This is a genomic window from Candidatus Endomicrobiellum agilis, assembly GCF_020328115.1.
Taxonomy (GTDB): Bacteria; Elusimicrobiota; Endomicrobiia; order Endomicrobiales; family Endomicrobiaceae; genus Endomicrobiellum; species Endomicrobiellum agilis.
In genome coordinates this window covers 95,255-117,365 of record NZ_JAIXMW010000003.1, presented here as the reverse complement: position 1 = coordinate 117,365, position 22,111 = coordinate 95,255, and the positions used below count along the sequence as shown (strand labels likewise).

Genomic DNA, 22,111 nt, shown 5'->3' with positions numbered 1-22,111 from the left:
ATGAAAAAGAGTATAGGAGTTTTGGGTCTTGGCAGAAGCGGTGTCGCGGCTGCAAATCTTGCCGTAAAATTGGGATATAATGTTTTCGCAAGCGACAGCAAAGAAATAGAAATAAAAAATCTGAACAAAAGAGTCGTAAAAGAATTTGGCGGGCATTCAGATAAAATTTTAAATTCGGATATTATTATAAAAAGTCCGGGAGTTCATTCCGATATCCCTATTTTAGAAAAAGCCCGTAAACAAGAAATTAAAATTTTGAGCGAACTCGCTTTTTCTCTTGAAAATTCCAAATATAAAAAAATTATAGCTGTTACGGGAACAAACGGTAAAACTACTACTACTGATTTAATTTCAAAAATAGTAAAGGCGGTGCATAGAGATTCGATAGTATCGGGGAATATAGGGTTTCCTTTGGCAGATAAAGCTTTAAAAACTACGAAAAATACATTTATTACAATGGAACTTTCAAGTTATCAGCTTGGAGATACTCCGGGTTTTAGTCCGGATATATCGGTATTTTTGAATATTACTCCCGATCATCTCGAATATCACAAAACGATGAGAGCATACGTGAAAGCGAAAGAAAATATATTTGTCAACCAGCAAGACGGGGATTTTGCGGTAATAAATTATGACGACAAAATCTGCAGGAAAATATCTGAAAAAACTAGAGCGAAAGTGATTTTTTTTAGCAAAAAGCCTTTAAAAGACGGAGTGTTTTTCAGTGACGGAAACATAACTGTAAATATTGGGAAAAAACATGCTGTTATGAAACCTAAAATTAATATTGTCGGTATGCACAATATAGAAAACATTTTGGCGGCGGCGGCGGCGTCTTATGCGGCAGGAGTAAAACTTTCGGTTGTAGAGGAAGTTGTTTCAAAATATAAAGGCGTAGAACACAGAATAGAGTTTGTAAAAACTTTAAACGGTGTTGATTATTACAACGATTCAAAATCTACAAATGTTGATTCCACAAGAGTTGCACTCGAGTCTTTTGATAAAAATATTTTAATTATCATGGGCGGGCGCGATAAAGGCATTCCTTATACTTCTCTGAAAGAACTTGTAAGACGGAGGGTTAAATCAATTTTTCTTATCGGCGAAGCTGCTGATAAAATCAAGAAGGATTTAAAAAATGCGCCCTTTATTGATTGCGGTGATATGGAAAATGCTATAAAACGAATATTTAAAACTGCCGTCAGAGGCGATATAGTTTTGCTTTCTCCTGCATGTGCTTCTTTCGATCAATTTGAAAATTTTGAAGAACGGGGAAAAGTGTTTAAAAAAATGGTTTTAAGTTTAAAAAGTAGCGTCTAAAGTTAGTGTCAAGGTTTCCTTTTCGCCATTTATCGCGTATTACTTCAGTGATATTTTCATTTCTCTTCAAATTTTATTTTCGCTGGTGCTTTTGGAATAGGGTACGGTCTTACGAGCTACTATTTGACTGGGGAGTGAAAATTTTGCATAATCTGAATAATATAGCGTGGCGATAAAATAAAAGGAGAAGCCAGAAAATGAAAGAAGCAATACATCCTAAATATGAAGAGAGCGCGGTTTCATGCGCGTGCGGTTATACTTTTAAAACCCGTTCTACAAAACCTTTAATAAAGCTGGAAATATGCTCAAACTGTCATCCGTTTTTTACCGGCAAGCAAAAGCTTATAGATACGGCTGGAAGAGTTGAAAAATTTCAGAAACGTTTTGCAAAAACTGAAGGGAAAACTATAGTAAAAAATAAGACTGAGAAGAAAGTTCTCTCGCCGAAAAAAGTTTCGCGAAAAACACTCACTACTTCTCCTAAAAATACAAAAACAGCCTCTAAGACGAAGAAGAATAAAAAAGACAAGGATAAATAATTTTCGTAAGTGATATTGCGACAGAATCTTTTATGTGTATTTAAAGATTCTGTCATATTTTTTGCGTATAATAAAATTATGTTTTTAGAAAAATTGAAGTCATTAAATAGTCTGTTTGAAGAAATTGAAAAAAAACTTAGCAATTCATCTGTTGTTTCAAATCAGGAAGAATACAAAAAGCTCACAAAACAGTATTCTTACCTTCATCCTATTACAGAAAAGTATATCCGATATTCAAAGTTATTAGACGATATAAAAAATACTGAAAAATTAAAAGAATCGGTAGATGCCGAAATAAAAGAAATAGCTTTTGTTGAATATGATGATCTTATTGAGAAACAGCGTAAGATGGAAACTGAGATGAAAGTTTTGCTTATACCTCCTGATCCGAACGAGGACAAAAATATTATTGTGGAAATCCGTGCGGGTACTGGTGGCGATGAAGCCGCTCTGTTTGTAGGCGATTTATACAGAATGTACACGCGGTTTACCGAGAGAAACGGGTGGAAATATGAAGTTTTAGATTCAAACCCTACTGGACTTGGCGGTTATAAAGAGATTGTGTTTGAGATAAACGGCAGCAAAGTGTGGCGCTGTTTCAAATTTGAAAGAGGCGCTCATAGGGTGCAGAGGATTCCTGAAACTGAAGCGTCGGGAAGAGTTCATACGTCGGCGGTAACCGTAGCGGTTTTCCCCGAAGTGGAAGAAGTTGATGTTGAAATAAAAAAGGAAGACTTAAGAATTGACACTTATAGAGCTTCCGGAGCAGGTGGGCAGCACGTCAATAAAACGGATTCGGCAGTGAGAATTACGCATTTGCCCACAGGGCTTGTAATTGCGTGTCAGGATGAAAGAAGTCAAATAAAAAATAGAGCAAAAGCATTTAAAGTTTTAAGAGCGAAACTTTACGAACAAAGAATCTTAGAAAGTGAAAAACAGCTTTCGGATGATAGGAAACAGCAGATTGGTTCCGGAGACAGATCGGAAAAGATAAGAACTTATAATTTTCCGCAGAATAGAATTACGGATCATAGAATAGGATATAGCGTATATAATATTGCTGAAGTTATGGATGGGGATTTATCGGAGCTTGTCAATAAGCTCATTGAAGTCGATGTAGAATCTAAACTTAAGGAAAGTAATGTTTAAATGCTTGTCGATGAAAGTGTTTATACTTCACTGAAAACAGCCGGAGCATTTTTAAGATCAAAAGGACTTTCTGAACCAGAATCTGACGCTGAAGTTCTTTTAAGCTTTGTTTTACAAACCAAACGTTCAAAACTTCCTCTTATAAGAGGTCAAAAACTTACAGACAGGCAAGTATTGCAATATAAAAAGTATGTTTTAAAACGTTCTAAAAGAGAGCCTGTGGCATATATAACGGGATTTGCCGGTTTTATGGATTTTGAATTTAAAGTAAATAAAAACGTTTTGATACCTAGACCTGAAACTGAAATTTTAGTTGAAACCGTATTAAAACTTTCTGAAAGAGAAAATAAGAATTTGGTGCTGGATTTATGCACAGGTTCAGGCTGTATAGCCGTTAGTTTGGCGAAACTTGGTAAGTTTAGAAATGTTACAGCTTCGGATATAAGTTTTAGCGCTCTTGAAATTGCACAGGAAAACGCTCAAATCAACAATGCTCTCGATATAAATTTTATTGAAAGTGATATTTTCGACAAGATAGGCGATAAAAATTTTGATATGATTGTTTCAAATCCGCCTTATATTTCTGATGAAGAATATAGTACTTTAGAGCCTGAACTTAAATACGAGCCTAAGATTGCTTTAACGGCGCGCGACGGCGGCTTATTTTTTTATGGGGAAATAGCTTGCCAAGCCGTTAAGTATTTAAAAAACGATGGATTTATTTTGCTTGAATTAAATGCGTATAAAGCGGACGAGGTAGGACGAATATTTTCGAATAACGGTTATAAAAATATTGAAATAACCAAAGATTATGCAGGATTGCCGAGAATATTAAAAGCGGAAAAAGAATGCTGAAAGACTTAGTTTTTGGCGGTTAAGATAACGCGGGAAAAGATAATGAAGGGGCATTTAAGAAATGCGCGATATTCTATGATGTTAATTCCTATGCGGAAAATAGGATTTAGCAACTTAGTCGCTAATAAAAGCAGAAAAAAAGTGATGTTTTTTTTGCGTAATGCGATTTCGTGAAATTATGTTTAATACGGCTAAAGTTATACAATAATTAATAAATGATAAAAGTGGAAAATGTCCATAAATGGTTTGGCGCTAAACATGTGCTTAACGGAGTGAATCTTGAAGTCCGCGCCGGCGAGACTTTGGTTATTGTCGGTTCTTCCGGTACTGGAAAAAGCATTTTATTAAAAACTATCGCCGGACTTGTTAAGCCCGATACGGGTTCGATAAAGATTGACGATGTGGACATAATAAAATGTTCTGCATTTACTTTGCATGAGGCGCAGAAAAAAATAGGCTATGTATTTCAGGAAGCCGCCCTTTTTGATTCGCTTGATATTTTTGAAAATGTTGCGTTCGGTTTAAAAACTCTTACTTCGCTTAACAAAAATGAAATAGAACAAAGAGTTGTAAAGTGCCTTACAATGGTAGGTTTGGAAAATATTGAACATTTAAAACCGTCGGAACTTTCGTGCGGAATGAGGAAGAGAGCCGGAATTGCAAGAGCTGTTGCATATCAGCCGCGCTGTATTTTATATGATGAGCCTACTACAGGTCTCGATCCTATAATGTCTGATGTAATAAGCGATTTAATAATAAATTTGAGGGAACATTTGCAGATTACTTCAATTGTCGTGACCCACGATATGAACTCAGCGTATAAAATTGCGGACAGAATAATGATGCTTTATAAAGGCAAAATGATTTTTAACGGTACGTCTGAAGAGACAAGAAATACTAAAAATGAATATGTGAGGCAGTTTGTGGAAGGTTCAAGCCGCGGTCCTATAATTAACGACAGGGCTTTTGAAATGAAAAGAATATGAACAATCAGCTTAAACTCGGACTCTTTACGGCAGCAGGATTTCTTGCAATAGTTGTTTCAATTATTTCAACCGGGTCGTTTACATTGAAAAAAACTTACAATATCTATGTAAAGTTTGACAGTATTTCTGGTCTTACGCGGAAAGCTAAAGTTAAAATAGCTGGTGTTGATATAGGTGTTTTGAGGAATGTTTCTTTAGATGATTCGAAAGCAAAATTAAAGCTTTCGATAAGAAAAGACGTTGTTTTATACAAGAATGCTTTTGCTCGTATGGTGTCCGTGGGGATTGTAGGAACAAAATACATTGAAATTGTTCCGGGCGATTCAAGTTTTCCGGAGTTGAAAGAAGGCGATTATATATTATCGGAGCGAAAGTCCTCTATTGAAAGCGTTTTAACTGATATCACTGATAGAATCAATAAAGCGTTATACAACAGTGAGAAAGAGGGAAATCTAAAAGATATAGTAGAAAATCTTGCCAATGCTCTGTATTCTCTTAAGGAAGTTTTAAATAATCTAGCAGCGCAAAACAATCAGATTATGTCATCAATAAACAACTTTAATAAATTTTCAATTGATATTGCAGATATTTCAGCGCAGAATAAGCAAGATTTAAGAGATGCAATATCGTCAGTCAAAGACATTTCCGCAAAGGTAGATGTATTGGTTGCCCGCGTATATGACGGAAACGGACTGATATCGACTCTTATAAATGATGAACAGATGAGTAAAAATTTGAAAAAGACAGTAGTCTCTGCAAAAGAAACCGTTGAAAGTCTAAATAATACAATCAGAAAAGTTGGCAGATTGGAGTTGAGCTGGGACTATACTGGAAAATATGATATTAAAAATAGAAAATACGTAAACGATATTGGTTTAAAAATGTCGTCGAGCAACGATAAATTTTATTATTTGGGAATTGCAAACATTGTTGACAGTTGCTTAGCGGATAAGAATGAAAATGGAAATATAAATACTCTGAATGCTCTTTTGGGATTTAGGTCAAAAAAAGCTGAAATTTACGGCGGTGCAATGAAAAACAAATTGGGAATAGGTTTAGGATATTCGTTTTTCCAGCCTATATATGCTAATTATACAATGCTGAAAGTTTACTTGGACGTATCTAATTTTCGTAGAAATGAATACGGTCCGGAGATTGGTGCGGGCATGAGATTTGGAATAACAAAATGGCTCTATACCGGGGTTGCGATTGAAGATATCTTGAATAAAACTGCGGTTAGACCTTACATAAAGATTGAATTCAAGCAATAAAGGTTGGCAATGTTGCTTTGAAATCGTGGCCATTGTCGCAGTCGCTTAGTAATAGCGAACGTATTTCATTCCGTTTTTTCTCAAAGAAGTGTTCCCGAAGAATTTATTGTGGTTGGGATTTAAATGAAAAGACAAAAAACGAGGTTTTTATGCCAACAATGCGGTTATGAGTCTGTCCAATGGCTTGGCAGATGTCCTTCTTGTGGAGCATGGAGCAGTTTTACGGAAGAAAAGTTTTCATCATCTGTCAAAGCAAGCTCTCTTTCAAAACAACTTACCGGATTTTCCTCTGAAGTTTTAAAATTAAAAGATATTTCGACTAAAGATTTTTCGAGATACCGCACTGCGATAAAAGAATTTGACAATATGATAGGCGGAGGGATTGTACCTGGATCTTTAATACTTTTAGGGGGAGCGCCGGGAATTGGAAAATCTACGCTGATGTTGCATATATCAGACTCTTTAAGCAATGAAGCCACCGTCCTTTATATATCAGGCGAGGAATCTCTTTCACAAGTCAAATCGCGCGCCGAGCGTCTTAAAGTAAAAAAAGATAATATCTTTTTAGCTTCTGAAACAAATCTTCAAAATATTATAGACGCCGTAAATAAAATAAATCCTGAATTTCTGATTATAGATTCAATTCAGACAACTTATCATCCCGAACTTTCAGGCGCTCCGGGTACAGTGGGGCAGGTTAAAGAAACTGCGGCGGAGCTTTTAAGAATCGCAAAATCAAAAAATATTGCCGTATTTCTTTTAGGACACGTTACAAAAGAAGGGGATTTGGCAGGCCCAAGGGTTTTAGAGCATATTGTTGACACGGTATTGTATTTTGAGAATGAACGCCAACACACATATAGAATTTTAAGAGCGTATAAAAACAGATTTGGACCTACAAGCGAAATCGGGATTTTTGAGATGAACTCTTCGGGACTTTCCGAAGTTTCAAATCCGTCGCTTATTTTTTTGGGAGAGCGTACGACGGATACTGCGGGAAATGTCGTAACCGTAGCGATGGAGGGAACGAGACCTCTTCTTTTGGAAGTACAAGCTTTGACTGCAAGAACTGCTTTTGGCATGCCGCGCAGAATGGTTTCCGGATATGATGCGAACCGCATTATAATTCTTATAGCGGTTTTAGAAAAAAGATTAAATCTACCTCTTGGAATGCAGGATGTTTTTGTAAATATAGCAGGTGGTGTAAAGATTAAGGAGACATCTGCAGATTTGGCTGCCGCTTGTGCCATAGTGTCTGCAAACTCTAGTTTTATCTGTCCTAAAGATATGATAGTTTTTGGCGAAGTTGGTCTCGCCGGTGAAGTTCGTTCTGTATCGCTTGTTGCGGAAAGGCTTTACGAAGCGGAAAAACTTGGTTTTAAGAAAGCAATAATACCGAAAGGTAATTTAAAAAATTTGTCATATAGAGGTAAAATCGATGTGCTTGGAGCAGAAACGCTGGGAACGACAGTCAAATTTTTAAGAAATTGAAGCTTTAGACGAACGTTCTCTGGAAAGGGAAAAAATATTCATTAAAATTTACTTTTGTTTTTAATTTGCAATTGAACCTCAGATGGTGCGGAAGTAGGCAAAATACGTTAGCTGAAATTTAAGAGAAGAACGGAAAAACTCATTATTTAGAAAAATTATTTTCCATTTATTATTATGTATATAGTAAATAGTTCTTGAAATGAAATTTTTGATAATTTGTAAAGCAATCTGTGTTCTTATAGGAGAGTGAAAATGACTTGTTTAAGCAATATAGTGATAAATGGAAATGCTGCTCAAGCAAATTTCGTTTTGATGGAAGTTTTGAGAATGAAAGAGCAGAGTTTTTAGATAAATATAAAAGTCCGTCGGGAAAGGCGCAATATAAAAACTGAGAATAAAATCAGTTACTTCAGTTTTATGTCTGATTAAAAATTTTTTCTTCGACAATTTTTGCAATGATGTGTATTAAAAGTATGTGGCATTCCTGTGTTCTTGCAGTAATTTTTGATGGAGCGCAATAGCATAAATCACATATGTTTTTCATTTTTCCGCCGTCGGAGTTTGTAAATCCTATTGTAAAAATGCTTAACTTTTTTGCCACCTCTAGAGCCTTTATAATGTTTGGCGACTTCCCGCTTGTTGATATTGCTATAAAAATATCGCCTTTTTGCGCAAAAGCTTCAAGCTGGCGGCTGAAAATACAGTCATAGCTGAAATCATTTCCGATAGCGGTTATTGTTGATATGTTTTCAGATAGAGCAATGGAAGCGAGAGTTCCCCTGTTTTTTTCAAATCTGTTGACCATCTCGGCGGCAAAATGCAAAGCATCTGAAGCGGAACCGCCGTTGCCGCAAATAATTGTTTTTTTCTTATTCCTATACGTTTCGACAATTTTATCTGCAACATTGTAAATATATTCAATTTGCTCGATTTCAAGCATCTTCCTTTTTGTTTTAACGCTTTCATCGATGATATTTTTAATGAGTTCTTTAGTTTTCACTATTCTCTTTTTTGAGAGTCAGAACGAAACTATCTTCCAAAAATATGTTTGGTGAGGAAATTCGTGCTGACGCCGCCTTTGCGAAACTTTTCGTTTGTCATAATTTTATTGTGAAGAGATGAAGTATTTTTAATACCCTCTATTTCAACTTCTCTTAAAGCTCTGCGCATTCTTGTAATAGCCTCGTCTCTGTCCTCACCTAAAGCGATAACTTTTGCAATGAGACTGTCATAGAAAGGCGGTATTGTATATCCCGCATAAACGTGTGAATCTAGTCTTATTCCGGGACCTCCGGGCAAAAATAATTTACCGATTGTTCCCGGTGACGGAATAAAGTCTTTGTCGGGATCTTCCGCATTTATTCTGCATTCTATGGCATGACCTAGTATTTTAATTTTTTCAGAAACAATTGAGAGTTTTTCGCCAGCAGCAAGTTTTATCTGTTCTTTTACCAAATCTATGCCCGTAACCATTTCGGTAACGGGATGTTCTACTTGGATTCTCGTATTCATTTCCATAAAATAAAAATTGCCGTTTTTATCTACGAGAAACTCTATTGTGCCTACGGTGACATATTTTATGGCCGCCGCCGCATTTTTTGCGGTGCTGCCCATTTTCTTTCTCAGTGTGTCATTTATTAACGGCGACGGACTTTCTTCAATTAGTTTCTGGTGTCTTCTCTGTATGGAACAGTCTCTTTCGGGAAGATAGGCCGTTTTCCCATATTTGTCGCCGAGTATCTGAAACTCTATATGATGAGATTCTTCGATATATTTTTCCATATATATTTCAGGATTTCCGAAAGCAGCTTTGGCTTCTGTTTGGGCCATAGAAATAGAATTCTTGAGAACTTCCTCGGAAGTAACTATTCTCATGCCTTTTCCGCCGCCGCCCGCGGTTGCTTTGATGATGACGGGGTATCCTATTTTTTGGGCTATGGCAAAAATTTTGGGATCATCGATGTTGACAGGACCGTCTGAACCCGGAATTACTGGAATGCCTGCTTTTTTCATAAGTTTTATAGCTGCAATTTTATCGCCCATCTGTTCTATTGATTCTTTTGAAGGTCCAATAAATTTCAACCCGCAAGCTTCGCAGACTTCAGCGAAGTAAGTGTTTTCAGCTAAAAAACCGTATCCAGGGTGAATTGCATCCGCGCCTGAAATTTCCGCGGCTGCTATAATGCTTGGTATATTTAAATAACTTTCAGAAGCGCTTGCATGTCCTACGCATATAGATTGATCGGCAAGTTTTACATGCATGCTTTCCCTATCGACTTCCGAATGAATGGCTATAGTTTTAATGCCTAATTCTCTGCAGGCTCTTATGACTCTGCAGGCTATTTCACCTCTGTTTGCAATCAAAACTTTTTTAAACATCTTGTCTCCTGTTGTGTGCTTGCACATATAGCTCGAACTGTTTAAGAGGAATGGAATTTTCGTAAAGGCTTTATTATCTTTTTGCCGTCAATTTTCACTTTTTAAATTGCTTTGTATTATTTGCTTGTATCTACTATAAACAATTCCTGTCCGTATTCGACGGATTGTCCGTTTGATACCAAAACTTTTGATATTTTGCCTTTAATATTAGAAAGGACGTCTTTGATAATTTTCATCGCTTCAATTTGTCCGACTTTTTGTCCGACGGTTACATTATCGCCCTCTCTGACAAGCGGATGTTTGTCGTTGCTTTGGGCGCTGGCAAACGTACCCACCATTGTTGATTTGATGGCAATAAGCGCCAATTTCTTATTTTCTTCTTCTTTAGCTTTAAGCTTGGCATCCTCTTTTGCATCAGGCACTATAGCCTTTACATCGGTTTTCTTAAAGTATAAAGAATCATCGCCGCTTTGATACTGTATTTCTTCAATGTCTGTATCTTTTATTGATTTTAAGAATTCTTTGATTTCCTGCGGATTCATTTTTACCTCATTGGCTCCCTGTCTGATGGGTGGAATTATTTCTTTCTACTGTTTTCAATATGTGACAAAAATGTGTTCAAATGCGAACGACTGACTATTAAGTTTTTACGGGATTTTAGAAACTGCGATATCCTTTTTTACACTCTTTCCACATATTCGCCGGTTCTTGTGTCAACTTTTATTTTATCGCCTTTTTTAATGAAGAGAGGCACGTGAATATCTGCGCCGGTTTCAAGCTTAGCTGTTTTTGTTGTATTGGAAACAGAATCGCCTTTGATTCCTTGCTCTGTTTCAGCTATTGTTATTTCTATGATTATTGGAAGATCTATGCCGATGATTTCGTTTTCAAGATATATTGCCTCAACTTCAAGATTTTCTTTGAGGAAATTTACCATTTTGCCCAAAAGCGACTGAGGAACGGTTATTTGTTCATAAGAGTTCATGTCCATAAAATTGAAGTTTTCGCCCTCTTTGTATAAGAACTGTTTTTTCTGCCTTGTAACGCTCAGCATTTCAAATTTCTCGCCAGACTTAAAAGTGCGTTCAATAGTGCCGCCTTTTTTAAGGTGTTTGAGCTTTACGCGCATTACAGCGCCGCCTTTGCCGGGCTTATGGTTTTGAAACCATGTAATCTGGTAAGGCTCTTTGTCGACTAAAATATTAAGTCCGTTTTTGAAATCCGATGTTGATATCATCTTTTCTCCTGATTAATATACTGCTGAAGTCAACATTTCACAGCCATTTTCTTCTATTAGTATTGTATCTTCAATTCTTACGCCGAATTCGCGTTCAATATATATGCCCGGTTCTACCGTAACTGCCATATGCGTTAAAAAAACACCTTCGGTATCTGACGCTAACGAAGGCATTTCATGAATTTCTATGCCTATTCCGTGACCGGTGGTGTGAATGAATTTGTCTTTATAGCCGGCTGCTTCTATAATACCTCTTGCCGTCTTGTCTGCCCACGATAATGGCAGTCCCGCTTTTACTTCTTTTAGAACGGCATTTTGGGAACTTTTTACAATGTCACGAACTCTTTGTTGATTATTGCTAATTTTACCTAAAAAGTAAGTTCGTGTCAAATCTGAACAATAGCCGTTGTATATGCATCCTATATCCATCATTACTGTATCATTTTCGGCTATTTTGCGGATTGAACTCATATGATGAGGGTTGGCGGAATTCGGTCCTGAGGCGATTATAGGAGTAAAACTCTTCGTCACTCGGTTTTTAGCAAACAATTCAATCACCCTATAGTGAATGTCCAGCTCGCTTAAACCTGGTTTCAACTCTTCTTTAACTATATTGCATACCTCAGATGCAATTTGGCAGGCTCTCCTGAGATTTTTAATCTCAACTGTGCTTTTTACGAGTCTTATATCGTTTAAGATACCTAATTTTTTTATAAGATAGATTTTTTCGTGGCTTAAATTCTCGCTTATTAAAATAAAATCTGCCGCATTCATATATTTTGGATTAATTAACAAAGAGTTTATTTCATTTTGTTTCAAGATTTCTGCGACAGCTTTATATAAAGGCGCTCCTACGTGTATGCATATATCCTGTTTGTCAAAATATTCTCTTATCTGGTTTTTAATCATTTTTGAACAGATAACGTATATTCTGTTTTTTAATGCTAAAAGCCAGAATCCGTCAAATTCCGCGCCAGTAAGGTAAAAGGTTTCTTTTACATTTGTAAAAAGAATGCTATCTGGTTGATATTTATTAAATATTTTTGATATTTTTTCTTTCATGTTTTTCCATTTTCTTTTTTTAATTTTATTAGTTTTGGAAAAAAGGAGTTGACAATTTACAATCATTTTACTACAATAGCATTGCAACTACAAGAAGTGGTTGGAGATTAGTTATCCGCAGTCGGATAGAAAAAAAGGAGTTGTAGTAATGGCACAAGGCAAAGTTAAGTGGTTTAATGACCAGAAGGGTTATGGATTTATTTCTAATGATGACGGATCAGGTGATGTGTTTGCACACTATTCAGCTATTCAGTCTGAAGGTTTTAAGTCGTTAGCGGAAGGCGATAGTGTTGAATTTGAAATTGTAAATTCAGATAAAGGTCCTAAAGCGGCGAATATAAAGAAAATATAACCTAATTTAATACCCTAAAAGACCTCGTAAGAATTTTCTTTGAGGTCCTTTAGGGTTATATTATTTGTAAGCGTTACTATGTTAAAGATGTTATTTTTCTCAATGCAAAAAGGTACCCATCAATACCAAGTCCGGCAATTTGTCCTATGGTTACGGCGGCAATATAGGATTTATGCCTGAATTCTTCTCTTGTATATATATTTGAAATGTGAACTTCAATTGTCGGTATAGAAATTGAGGACAAAGCGTCTCTTATGGCTATAGATGTGTGAGTGAACGCTGCCGGATTGATAATAATTCCGCAAATTTTATTTAAGCTGTTTTGAATTTTGTCTACAATTTCGCCTTCATGGTTCGATTGAAAAAATTCAACTTCAACTTTGAGTTCTTTTGCAAGGGCAGTGAGACTTTTTTCAATATCTGCAAGAGTAATATTGCCGTAAATCGCAGGTTCTCTTATCCCGAGCATATTTATGTTAGGTCCGTTTAAAACGAGTACTTTTTTCATTTGTTTTCTTCGGTAAAGTTCTTTAAAACGCTTAAAACAACATCATCTTTTACATAGCTGCTGATTGCTTTTCCTATATCTTTTATTAGAACAAATTTAATATTTCCGTCAATGGATTTTTTATCTTTTTTCATAAGCGACAGCATTTGTTTGGCGTCATTTTTTGTATTTAAAATAAAACCTGCTTTATATAAAAGATTTTCAACTTCTTTGTATGTTTCTATGTTACATGTTTTTAATTCCAAGGAGAGTTTTATCGCAAAAAGCATTCCTATGGCGACCGCTTCTCCGTGTAAAAACTTTTTGTATTTTGTAATTGTTTCAAGCGCATGGGCAAAAGTATGCCCGAAATTTAAAACAGCTCTTAGACCCGTTATTTCTTTTTCGTCTTTTTCAACAACTTTAGCTTTATACGAACAGCTTTTATATATAGTATAGTCAAAATCTTTTGGCGATATGGTTGTTCCCTCTTCCAGCATGTCAGATAAGTATTCGTAAAATTTTCTGTCAAAAGTGAAAGCGTATTTTATAACTTCAGCAAGTCCGTTTTTTATATGTCTTTCGGACAAAGTGCTTAAAAAAGTAGAGTTAATCCAGACAAGATCGGGCTGGTGAAACACGCCTGTAACATTTTTACCGCCTTTTATATTTACTGCAGTTTTCCCGCCGACTGAAGAATCTGTCATTGCAAGAAGAGTTGTCGGCACTTGGATATAATTTATTCCGCGCATGTAAGTTGCCGCGAAAAATCCTGCGACATCGCCGACAATACCGCCGCCGAGAGCTACTGTGCAGCTTTTTCTGTCTATGCCCGCCTCAAGCGCACTATCGTATAAAGATGACAGACTTTTTATGTTTTTCCCGATTTCGCCAGCGCTTATAACTGCGGTTTTAACATTGAAGCCTTTCTGTTTTAATAAATCTGTGAAATATTTTAAATGCAGTTTTTCTACATTTTTATCAGTTATGACAAAAAACGTATTTGTTTTTACGGCTTTTTCTAGTACCGTAAAAAAATCATTTTCGGATTGCGAAATAACGATATCGTATTTCTTTGTTTTTAAATTTACAGTTATTAGTTGTTTCATAATTTTGCGGACAATTAATCTTAATATAGGCGCATTGCCCTATTAAGATTTTTTAGGAGTTATTGCTTTGAATGTGGAATTATCGACAGATAGTTCTTAAAAATTTGTTTTAATTTTACACTTATTTTACATTTTTCTAAGTTTTATTACAAATATTTGTATTGATTTTTATTATGATTTCCGCTTTGTGTATTTTGGTTTTGCTTAAATCTGCCTTTTGACAAAAAAGAGAAAACTTTAAAAACAGCGGTATTTAATAAGACTTTTATAAGGCTAAGTTAATTTTAGGATACTTGGTCTAGGTGCGAGTATTTTATAAGAGCATGTTCTTATTGAACTGGCGGCGGTAGGAATTGAACCTACGACCAAAGGCTTATGAGTCCTCTGCTCTACCCCTGAGCTACGCCGCCAATATCAAAATAATATGGTTATTCTATCCGTTTTTGCTGATAAAAGTCAATTCAAGTTTAAAAATAAATAGATTTCCTATTCAGTTTTCTTAACTGTTTTAATCTTTTTTTTATCGCTTTTTATACATGTTTACAAGAAAGGTATTTTCTCAAGCAATAAATAAGTATCGGTTATCGACAAAGTATTGTGCAGACAAAATTCTTAGTTCGTTGGACTTCGACGTTTTTTGTTAATCTTCTAATATAAAATTTCTAGAATTGAGCTGCAAGTTTTATTGTCGCTGTTCAGGCTTTTGTGTTTTTATTTGGCATACAAGCAACTCCGCTTTCCCTTCTCGCATTATTATCCTTTTAATATAAAAGTCAAAAGATTAAAATTTCTGCTGTTTACCGTTGTTAATATCCTTCTTTAAAAGAGAGATTTATTTTTAAAAACATATATGCTAAAATTGCCTAAATAAATGTAGTTTTAATTTCTAAAAGGGCAAATAGTGTTCGAACAATTATTTAAGAATATAGATGATATTTTGCGGAAAGACGCAGGTTGCAGCAGCGAACTCGACTACATTGAGCAGACTTCTTGGATTTTGTTTTTGAAATATTTAGACGATTTGGGACGGACAAAAGCTAAATCTGGCGTACTTGCAGGCAGAAAATATACAGATATAATTTCAAAAGAATTTCAATGGGATATTTGGGCGTGTCCCAAAAAAGACGGTAAATTAAATTGTAATAAAGCTTTAACCGGCGATGATATTGTTGATTTTGTAAACCAAAAACTTTTTCCTTATCTAAAAAAGTATAAAACGAATGGTGAGAATTATAATTCTATAGAATATAAGATCGGCGAAATTTTTAGCGAACTTAGAAATAAAATCCAAAGCGGTTACAATTTAAGAGAAATATTAAATATTGTTGATGAGTTAAAATTTTCTACTCGCGCTCAAAAGCACGAGATGTCCCATCTCTATGAATCAAAAATTAAGAATATGGGTAATGCCGGACGAAATGGAGGGGAATACTATACTCCGCGCCCTCTCATCCGGACTGTAGTAAAAGTTGTAGCTCCTGAAATAGGGAATACAAATTATGATAGAGCGGTAGGTTCCGCGGGTTTTTTAGTAGAAGCATTTGACTACTTGCATGAAAAAGTTAAAACAACGGCAGAGCGATTAAAATTACAGCAGAATACTTTTTATGGCAAAGAGAAGAAGTCGCTTGCGTATAGTTATTTGCCTGTCAAACTGAAAAAGCGAGGCTTTTGAAGAATCCAGAGAAGTAGTTGGTTTTTTCTATAATTCTATCAATTGATAAGGTATAAAAAGCTTTTTTAGTATTCGGAAAAATAAGTGTCGGAGGAACTATGAACGAAGCGGAAACTAGGGCAGAGCTTATAGATCCTAAGTTGAAAGAAAGCGGTTGTGTCGCGGAAAATAATTGTAAAATTTTTCGAGAGCTTTCTATAATTGAGCCAAAAGTCGGCATACGTTCTTCTCAAGGACTTAAAGCAGACTATGTGCTTTCTTATAAAGGTGTAAAACTTGCCGTTATTGAAGCTAAAAAATCAACTTTACAGGTAAGGGAAGGCGTCGCTCAGGCTAAGCTGTATGTCCAAAAATTAAATGTTCGCTATGCTTTGGCGACAATGGTACTGAAATTTATTTTACTGATATGATAACAGGAGAAGAGAAGTCAATAGATAAGTTCCCTGCTCCCGACGAACTTTATAATGATATTTTTACTCAACAAACTGAATGGCTTGAGAAATTTAATTCTGTTCCTTTTGAAACTAAAGGTGGTTCTAAAAATGTGCGTTATTATCAAGAAATCGCTGTAAATAAAGTTATGCGTGCGATTGCGGAAAATAAAAGTCATATCCTGCTGACATTAGCCACAGGCACAGGTAAAACCTATATAGCGTTTCAGATTGCGTGGAAACTTTTTAAAACACGCTGGAATGTGAACAAAGACGGCGCTAGATTGTCGCGTATATTATTTTTGACGGATAGAAATATTTTAGCGGATCAAGCGTTTAATGCTTTTTCGGCTTTTCCAGAAGATGTTTTAAAGCGTGTTAAACCCGAGGAAATAAAAAAGACCGGAAAAGTCCCTGTAAACGGCAGTATTTTCTTTACAATTTTCCAGACTTTTATGAGCGGCGCGGATGAAAAACCTTATTTCGATCAATATCCAAACGATTATTTCGATTTTATTATAATTGACGAATGTCACAGAGGCGGAGTAAATGATGAAAGCAAATGGCGCGATATTTTAGATTATTTTTCCTCGGCGGTGCGTCTTGGAATGACTGCGACGCCAAAACATGACGAAAATGCGGATACATACAAATATTTTGGCGAGCCTGTATATGCTTATTCTCTTAAAGACGGAATAAACGACGGGTTTTTAACACCTTTTAAAGTTCGTCGTATCCAAACAACTATGGATACGTATGTTTATGCTTCTGATGATGATATTATTGAGGGGGAAGTTAAAGAGAATTATGAATATGTAGAAGAAAATTTCAATAAGGATATTGAAATTGAAGAAAGAGAGAAAAAACGAGTTGAAATTCTTATGAATGAAATAAACCAAAAGGAAAAAACTCTTGTTTTTGGTAGAAATCAATATCATGCGGCTTTACTTAGAAATTTAATAAATCAAGTTAAAATTGATAAGAATTCTGATTATTGCGTGAGAGTAACGTCAGATGATAAGGAGATGGGCAATCAATATTTAAGGGATTTTCAAAATGATGACAAAACAATCCCTACTGTTTTAACAACTTCCCAAAAACTTTCTACAGGTGTTGACGCAAGAAATATTAGAAATATTGTGCTTATGCGCCCTGTGAATTCTATGATTGAATTTAAACAGATGATAGGCAGAGGAACGAGGCTTTCTACGGGCAAAGAATACTTTACAATATATGATTTTGTCGGCGCTTATAGAAATTTTTTAGACCCACGTTGGGATGACGAGCCTATAGACGATATAAATATAGAGGAATCTCCTAAAAAAAACGATAAAGGATGTCAAACAGTTTGATGTTGTAAAAAATGAAGCTTTGTCTGAGCAGTCGCAAAAAGGGAAAGTCAGAATAAAATTGGCAGACGGTAAAGAAAGGGAAACTCAGTTTATGACGCAAACGTCATTTTGGGATAAAGATACTCTTATATCTGCTGAACAATTTTTGCATAAATTATATGGTGAATTGCCTGTGTTTTTCACAAATGAGCAAGAGTTGAGGGATATTTGGTCTGACCCTGATACGCGGAAGAAATTTTTAGAAAAACTTGAACAGGCAGGATATGGATATGAAAAACTAAAAGATTTACAGCAGCTTACAAATACGCAAAACAGCGATTTATTTGATGCTTTAGAGTATCTTGCTTACAATGTTGAACCTCTGACAAGAGTGGTTCGTGCGCAAAGAGCAAAAGAGAAAATATCCGAAATCAAATGCTTTGAAGATAAACAAAAAGCTTTCTTAAACTTTGTTTTGGATAAGTATGTAGAGACCGGTGTTGAAGAATTGAAACAGGATAATCTGCCCGAACTTATAAAATTGAAGTATAAAACTATTGATGACGGCGAAAAAGAATTGGGACGTATCGAACAGATTAAAAATATTTTTATATCTTTTCAAAAATACTTGTACTGACATATATCAATTAAAATGAAAGAAACAGTTTATTTGAGTTTAGGGTCAAATATTGGAAACAGAGCGGAAAATATTATTTCCGCTTTTTCTTTTTTGCAAAGCAGTCTATTTTTGAATATTAAGAAAATATCTTCTTTCTATGAGACGTCCCCGGTGGGACCCAGTCAAAAAAGTTTTTATAATATTGTAGCCGAAGCGCAGACGGACTTGAAACCGGATGATTTGCTTTTGCTTATAAAGCAAGCGGAGTATATTTTAGGACGTAGGAAGACAATAAGATGGGGTCCGCGAGTTGTTGATATTGATATTTTGTTTTTTGGAAAGAAAATTATTGACAAGGTTAATTTAACTATTCCACATAAAGAGGTACAGAATAGACTTTTTGTTTTAGTTCCATTGGGCGAGATAGCTGGTAATTTTGTGCATCCGGTTTTAAGACGAAAAATCAGAACTATTTTATATGATAAGTTATTGACACTTAAATGCCAAAAGGTTAAAATCATACGAATAAATATTGCCAAGCGGTGTTTGAAAAATTGGAATAAGTGGTAGCGACAAAAGAAGCAGAATGGGGTTTGATATGAATAAAAAAACGGTTTTAACAATTTTGGAGAAGAAACATATCGGCGAAAAAATAACGATGTTAACCTGTTATGACTATGTTACTGCAAAACTTATTTCTTCACAGGATATTGATGCGTTGCTTGTAGGAGATACTCTCGGCAATGTCAAGCTCGGCTATGAAAATACTCTCTCCGTTACCGTTGACAATATGATATACCATACAAAATCAGTAAAAAGAGGCAACGCCGGAGCTTTGCTTATTACCGATATGCCATTTATGTCTTATGAGATAACTGTTGAAGATGCCGTTAGAAATGCGGCGAGAATTGTTAAGGAAGGCGGTGCGGAAGCAGTAAAAGTTGAAGGCGGGATTGAGATTTTAGATAAAGTTAAGGCGATTTCAGATGCAAAAGTTCCTGTCGTCGGACATTTGGGTCTTACTCCGCAGGCAATAAATAAGTTTGGCGGATTTAAAGTTCAAGGGAGAACGGAAGAAGCGGGCGAGAAACTAATTGCCGATGCGGAAGCATTGGAAAAAGCTGGCATATTTGCAGTGGTTTTGGAAGCTATTCCCGGTCAGCTTGCAAAAGAAGTTACAGAGCGCTTGAAGATACCTACAATAGGCATAGGTTCGGGGCGCTATTGTGACGGACAAGTTTTAGTTATTGACGATATGCTTGGAATGTTTACTGATTTTACGCCTAAATTTGTAAAAAAATATGCCGATGTCGGTAATACAATAAAAACTGCTGTGAAAAATTATATAGATGAAGTGAAAGAAGGACAATTTCCACGAGAAGAGAATACATATAAATGAAAGTTATAAAAAACACTTTGCAGATGCAAAAAATTGCTTTAAAACATCTTAAAGATGGCGATGAAATAGGACTTGTCCCTACAATGGGGGCTTTGCATGAGGGACATATTTCTTTGATTGCAAAATCTGTGAAAAACGATGATATCACTATAGTGTCAATTTTTGTAAATCCGACACAATTTGGACCTAATGAAGATTACTTAAAGTACCCGAGACCTTCTGAAAAGGATAAGGGAATCTGTAAAAAAAATCATGTGGATTATGTTTTTATGCCGTTGGTAAACGATGTATTTCCATCAGACTATAAAACTTTTGTAGAAGTAAAAACTTTGCAAGATATTTTGTGCGGGGCATTTAGGCCGAATCATTTCAGAGGTGTTGCCACAGTGGTTGCGAAGCTTTTTAACATATCGTGCGCCGATAGAGCCTATTTTGGAATGAAAGATTTTCAACAGCTTAAAATTGTAGAAAAAATGGCTAAGGATTTAAATTTCAGAACTAAAATTGTTCCCTGCTCTATTGCAAGAGAGAGAAACGGCCTTGCTCTTTCAAGTAGAAATTCCTATTTGAGTGTCGATGAGAAAAAGATGAGTATGAATATTTCTAGGATTTTGAGAGAAGCGGCAAAAGATTTTAGGTGCAGAAATTTTAATTCCGTCAAAAAAGATGCCGTAGATAAATTTAAGAAAATACCGGGAAGTAAAATTGATTATGCGGAGATTGTAAATTTTGATGATTTGTCGCCGGCTGATAAAAATACAAAGAAAGCAGTTTTTACGGTAGCCATATGGATAGGCAAGACGAGACTTATAGACAACGTTGTGATGATAAAAAGTAGAAGGCGGGTAAGGAAATGATAAAATCGGACTACTTAATTATAGGAAGCGGCATAGCGGGTCTTAGCTTAGCGTTGAAGGCATCAAAAAGTGGCAGCGTCTCTTTGATTACAAAGAAAAAACTGTTCGATTCGGCTACGGGCAAAGCGCAGGGCGGCATTGCTTGTGTTACAGATAAGTCCGACTCTTTTGAAGCTCATGCGCGCGATACGATGGTTTCCGGAGCAGGTCTTTGCAATGAGAAAATGGTTGAGAAAATGGTTGCCGAAGGTCCAGAAAGGATAAGAGAGCTTATATCGCTCGGCGTTGAATTCACAAAAAAAAATAATTCTGACTCAGAATTTGAACTGGCTCTTGAAGGCGGACACGGTAAAAGAAGAATTCTTCATGCCGGAGACATAACTGGAAATGAGATAGAAAGGGTTTTAATAAAAAATATAAAGAAAAATAAAAATATAGACGTCTATGAAGACCATACGGCGATAGATTTGATATTAGATGAGGATATAGTTTGCAGGGGCGTATATATTCTTAGTAATAAAAATAATAATACGGAAATTTTTGAAGCGAAAGTAACAGTTTTAGCTTGCGGCGGGGCTGGAAGAACATATTTATATACTTCAAATCCTGACGTTGCCACAGGCGATGGGATAGCGATGGCTTACAGAGCTGGAGCGAATATTGCAAACATGGAATTCGTACAATTTCACCCGACATGTTTATGCAGCAGCAATGCCAACTCCTTTTTAATATCGGAAGCCGTGCGCGGCGAAGGTGCTGTTTTAAAGCTTAAAAACGGAGAATCGTTTGTTGAAAAGTACAGTCCTCAAAAAGAGCTTGCTCCACGTGATATCGTGGCGAGGGCGATAGACAGTGAATTAAAATCCAGCGGCGAAAATTTTGTTTATTTGGATATCACCGCAAAAAGTAAGGATTTTCTTATAAAAAGATTTCCGAATATCTATGCGAAATGTTTTGAATACGGCATAGATATTTCAAAAGATATGATCCCTGTGGTTCCTGCAGCGCATTTTTTCTGCGGAGGCGTTGCGATAGATGAAAATGGCAGGACTACTATTAAGAACCTTTATGCAGCAGGAGAAACGGCGTGTTCCGGAGTACACGGAGCAAATAGACTTGCTTCAAACTCTCTGCTCGAAGGTATTGTATATGCGGAGAGAATATATGAAGACTCTCTGCAGTTTTTAAGAAAAGAGTATTCGGAAATTGACGTCGAACCTGTCAACAATGCACAGTCTTTAGCAAATGAACCTGCTGTTTTTGCGCGTAAGAGAGAAGCAGTAAGGCAGTTGGCTTGGGATTATCTCGGTATTTCTCGTTCCGACGAAAGACTTTTAAAAGCGCAGAGAAGAATAGATATTTTAAAGACGGAAATAGAACAATATTTCAAAAACGCGTCTTTTTCAATGGACGGAATTGAGCTGAGAAACATAGCGTTTGTAGCAGAAATGATTGTGCGCTCCGCAATACAAAGAAAAGAAAGCAGAGGACTGCATTTTAATACGGATTATCCGTTTATGCTGCCTGATGCGAAAAACACGATAATAAACATAAAGTGAAGT

19 protein-coding genes, 1 tRNA gene and 2 pseudogenes are annotated in these 22,111 nt (G+C 35.9%); 14 read left to right on the top strand and 8 right to left on the bottom strand.

Annotation, left to right across the window (positions count from 1 at the left end):
* The 7 genes from murD (at position 1) to radA (ending at position 7,611) form a co-directional block, all read left to right on the top strand.
* The gene (gene murD / locus LE179_RS02795; RefSeq protein ID WP_374128847.1) at positions 1-1,320 is read left to right on the top strand and encodes a UDP-N-acetylmuramoyl-L-alanine--D-glutamate ligase; all 1,320 of its coding nucleotides are present in this window, start codon (positions 1-3) and stop codon (positions 1,318-1,320) included.
* Between the two features lie 197 nt (positions 1,321-1,517).
* Positions 1,518-1,859 (top strand): 50S ribosomal protein L31, encoded by a 342-nt coding sequence (gene rpmE, locus LE179_RS02790; RefSeq protein WP_374128846.1) that lies wholly within the window; start codon positions 1,518-1,520, stop codon positions 1,857-1,859.
* Between the two features lie 78 nt (positions 1,860-1,937).
* Positions 1,938-3,008 carry a peptide chain release factor 1 gene (gene prfA, locus LE179_RS02785; protein WP_374128845.1) on the top strand — a complete coding sequence of 357 codons (1,071 nt, stop codon included), beginning with the start codon at positions 1,938-1,940 and terminating at the stop codon, positions 3,006-3,008.
* A complete protein-coding gene (gene prmC, locus LE179_RS02780; RefSeq protein WP_374128844.1) occupies positions 3,009-3,863 on the top strand; it encodes a peptide chain release factor N(5)-glutamine methyltransferase in 855 nt (284 codons plus the stop codon).
* A gap of 215 nt (positions 3,864-4,078) precedes the next feature.
* Positions 4,079-4,849, top strand: coding sequence for an ABC transporter ATP-binding protein (locus LE179_RS02775; protein WP_374128843.1), 771 nt, complete (start codon positions 4,079-4,081; stop codon positions 4,847-4,849).
* Entirely contained in the window at positions 4,846-6,120 is a 1,275-nt protein-coding gene (locus LE179_RS02770) for an MlaD family protein (RefSeq protein ID WP_374128842.1), read from the top strand. The genes LE179_RS02775 and LE179_RS02770 overlap by 4 nt, the downstream gene beginning before the upstream one ends.
* 123 nt (positions 6,121-6,243) lie before the next feature.
* The gene (gene radA / locus LE179_RS02765; RefSeq protein ID WP_374128841.1) at positions 6,244-7,611 is read left to right on the top strand and encodes a DNA repair protein RadA; all 1,368 of its coding nucleotides are present in this window, start codon (positions 6,244-6,246) and stop codon (positions 7,609-7,611) included.
* A 415-nt stretch (positions 7,612-8,026) separates the two neighbouring features.
* Here radA and LE179_RS02760 read toward each other — a convergent pair whose 3' ends face one another.
* The 5 genes from LE179_RS02760 to LE179_RS02740 all read right to left on the bottom strand — a co-directional run bounded on the left by LE179_RS02760 (position 8,027) and on the right by LE179_RS02740 (position 12,289).
* On the bottom strand, positions 8,027-8,611 hold the full coding sequence (locus LE179_RS02760) for an SIS domain-containing protein (protein WP_374128840.1): 585 nt from the start codon (positions 8,609-8,611) through the stop codon (positions 8,027-8,029).
* Positions 8,612-8,640: 29 nt separating this feature from the next.
* Positions 8,641-9,990, bottom strand: coding sequence for an acetyl-CoA carboxylase biotin carboxylase subunit (accC, locus tag LE179_RS02755; RefSeq protein ID WP_374128839.1), 1,350 nt, complete (start codon positions 9,988-9,990; stop codon positions 8,641-8,643).
* 116 nt (positions 9,991-10,106) lie between these two features.
* On the bottom strand, positions 10,107-10,532 hold the full coding sequence (locus tag LE179_RS02750) for an acetyl-CoA carboxylase biotin carboxyl carrier protein subunit (RefSeq protein ID WP_374128838.1): 426 nt from the start codon (positions 10,530-10,532) through the stop codon (positions 10,107-10,109).
* A 137-nt stretch (positions 10,533-10,669) separates the two neighbouring features.
* Entirely contained in the window at positions 10,670-11,227 is a 558-nt protein-coding gene (gene efp / locus LE179_RS02745) for an elongation factor P (protein ID WP_374128837.1), read from the bottom strand.
* A 12-nt stretch (positions 11,228-11,239) separates the two neighbouring features.
* The gene (locus LE179_RS02740) at positions 11,240-12,289 is read right to left on the bottom strand and encodes a M24 family metallopeptidase (protein WP_374128836.1); all 1,050 of its coding nucleotides are present in this window, start codon (positions 12,287-12,289) and stop codon (positions 11,240-11,242) included.
* A gap of 148 nt (positions 12,290-12,437) precedes the next feature.
* Between LE179_RS02740 and LE179_RS02735 the strand changes: the two genes are divergently transcribed.
* Positions 12,438-12,641, top strand: a complete 204-nt coding sequence (locus LE179_RS02735) for a cold-shock protein (RefSeq protein WP_374128892.1) — start codon at positions 12,438-12,440, stop codon at positions 12,639-12,641.
* Between the two features lie 76 nt (positions 12,642-12,717).
* Here the strand turns inward: LE179_RS02735 and aroQ are convergent, their stop codons facing one another.
* The 3 genes from aroQ to LE179_RS02720 all read right to left on the bottom strand — a co-directional run bounded on the left by aroQ (position 12,718) and on the right by LE179_RS02720 (position 14,647).
* A complete protein-coding gene (aroQ, locus tag LE179_RS02730; protein WP_374128835.1) occupies positions 12,718-13,149 on the bottom strand; it encodes a type II 3-dehydroquinate dehydratase in 432 nt (143 codons plus the stop codon).
* Positions 13,146-14,237, bottom strand: coding sequence for a 3-dehydroquinate synthase (gene aroB, locus LE179_RS02725; RefSeq protein ID WP_374128834.1), 1,092 nt, complete (start codon positions 14,235-14,237; stop codon positions 13,146-13,148). Before aroB ends, aroQ begins: the two co-directional genes overlap by 4 nt.
* Positions 14,238-14,575: 338 nt before the next feature.
* Positions 14,576-14,647: transfer RNA gene (locus tag LE179_RS02720), tRNA-Met, on the bottom strand.
* 491 nt (positions 14,648-15,138) lie between these two features.
* Between LE179_RS02720 and LE179_RS02715 the strand changes: the two are divergent.
* From LE179_RS02715 to nadB, 6 genes and pseudogenes are all read left to right on the top strand, one after another.
* Positions 15,139-15,873: pseudogene (locus tag LE179_RS02715) on the top strand (N-6 DNA methylase); the annotation flags it as partial.
* Positions 15,874-16,010: 137 nt separating this feature from the next.
* A pseudogene (hsdR, locus tag LE179_RS02710) lies at positions 16,011-18,311 on the top strand (EcoAI/FtnUII family type I restriction enzme subunit R).
* Positions 18,312-18,326: 15 nt separating this feature from the next.
* On the top strand, positions 18,327-18,863 hold the full coding sequence (folK, locus tag LE179_RS02705) for a 2-amino-4-hydroxy-6-hydroxymethyldihydropteridine diphosphokinase (RefSeq protein ID WP_374128833.1): 537 nt from the start codon (positions 18,327-18,329) through the stop codon (positions 18,861-18,863).
* A 28-nt stretch (positions 18,864-18,891) separates the two neighbouring features.
* Positions 18,892-19,692, top strand: a complete 801-nt coding sequence (gene panB / locus LE179_RS02700; protein ID WP_374128832.1) for a 3-methyl-2-oxobutanoate hydroxymethyltransferase — start codon at positions 18,892-18,894, stop codon at positions 19,690-19,692.
* The gene (gene panC / locus LE179_RS02695; protein ID WP_374128831.1) at positions 19,689-20,549 is read left to right on the top strand and encodes a pantoate--beta-alanine ligase; all 861 of its coding nucleotides are present in this window, start codon (positions 19,689-19,691) and stop codon (positions 20,547-20,549) included. The genes panB and panC overlap by 4 nt, the downstream gene beginning before the upstream one ends.
* Positions 20,546-22,108 carry an L-aspartate oxidase gene (gene nadB / locus LE179_RS02690; RefSeq protein WP_374128830.1) on the top strand — a complete coding sequence of 521 codons (1,563 nt, stop codon included), beginning with the start codon at positions 20,546-20,548 and terminating at the stop codon, positions 22,106-22,108. Before panC ends, nadB begins: the two co-directional genes overlap by 4 nt.
* Positions 22,109-22,111 lie beyond the last annotated feature (3 nt).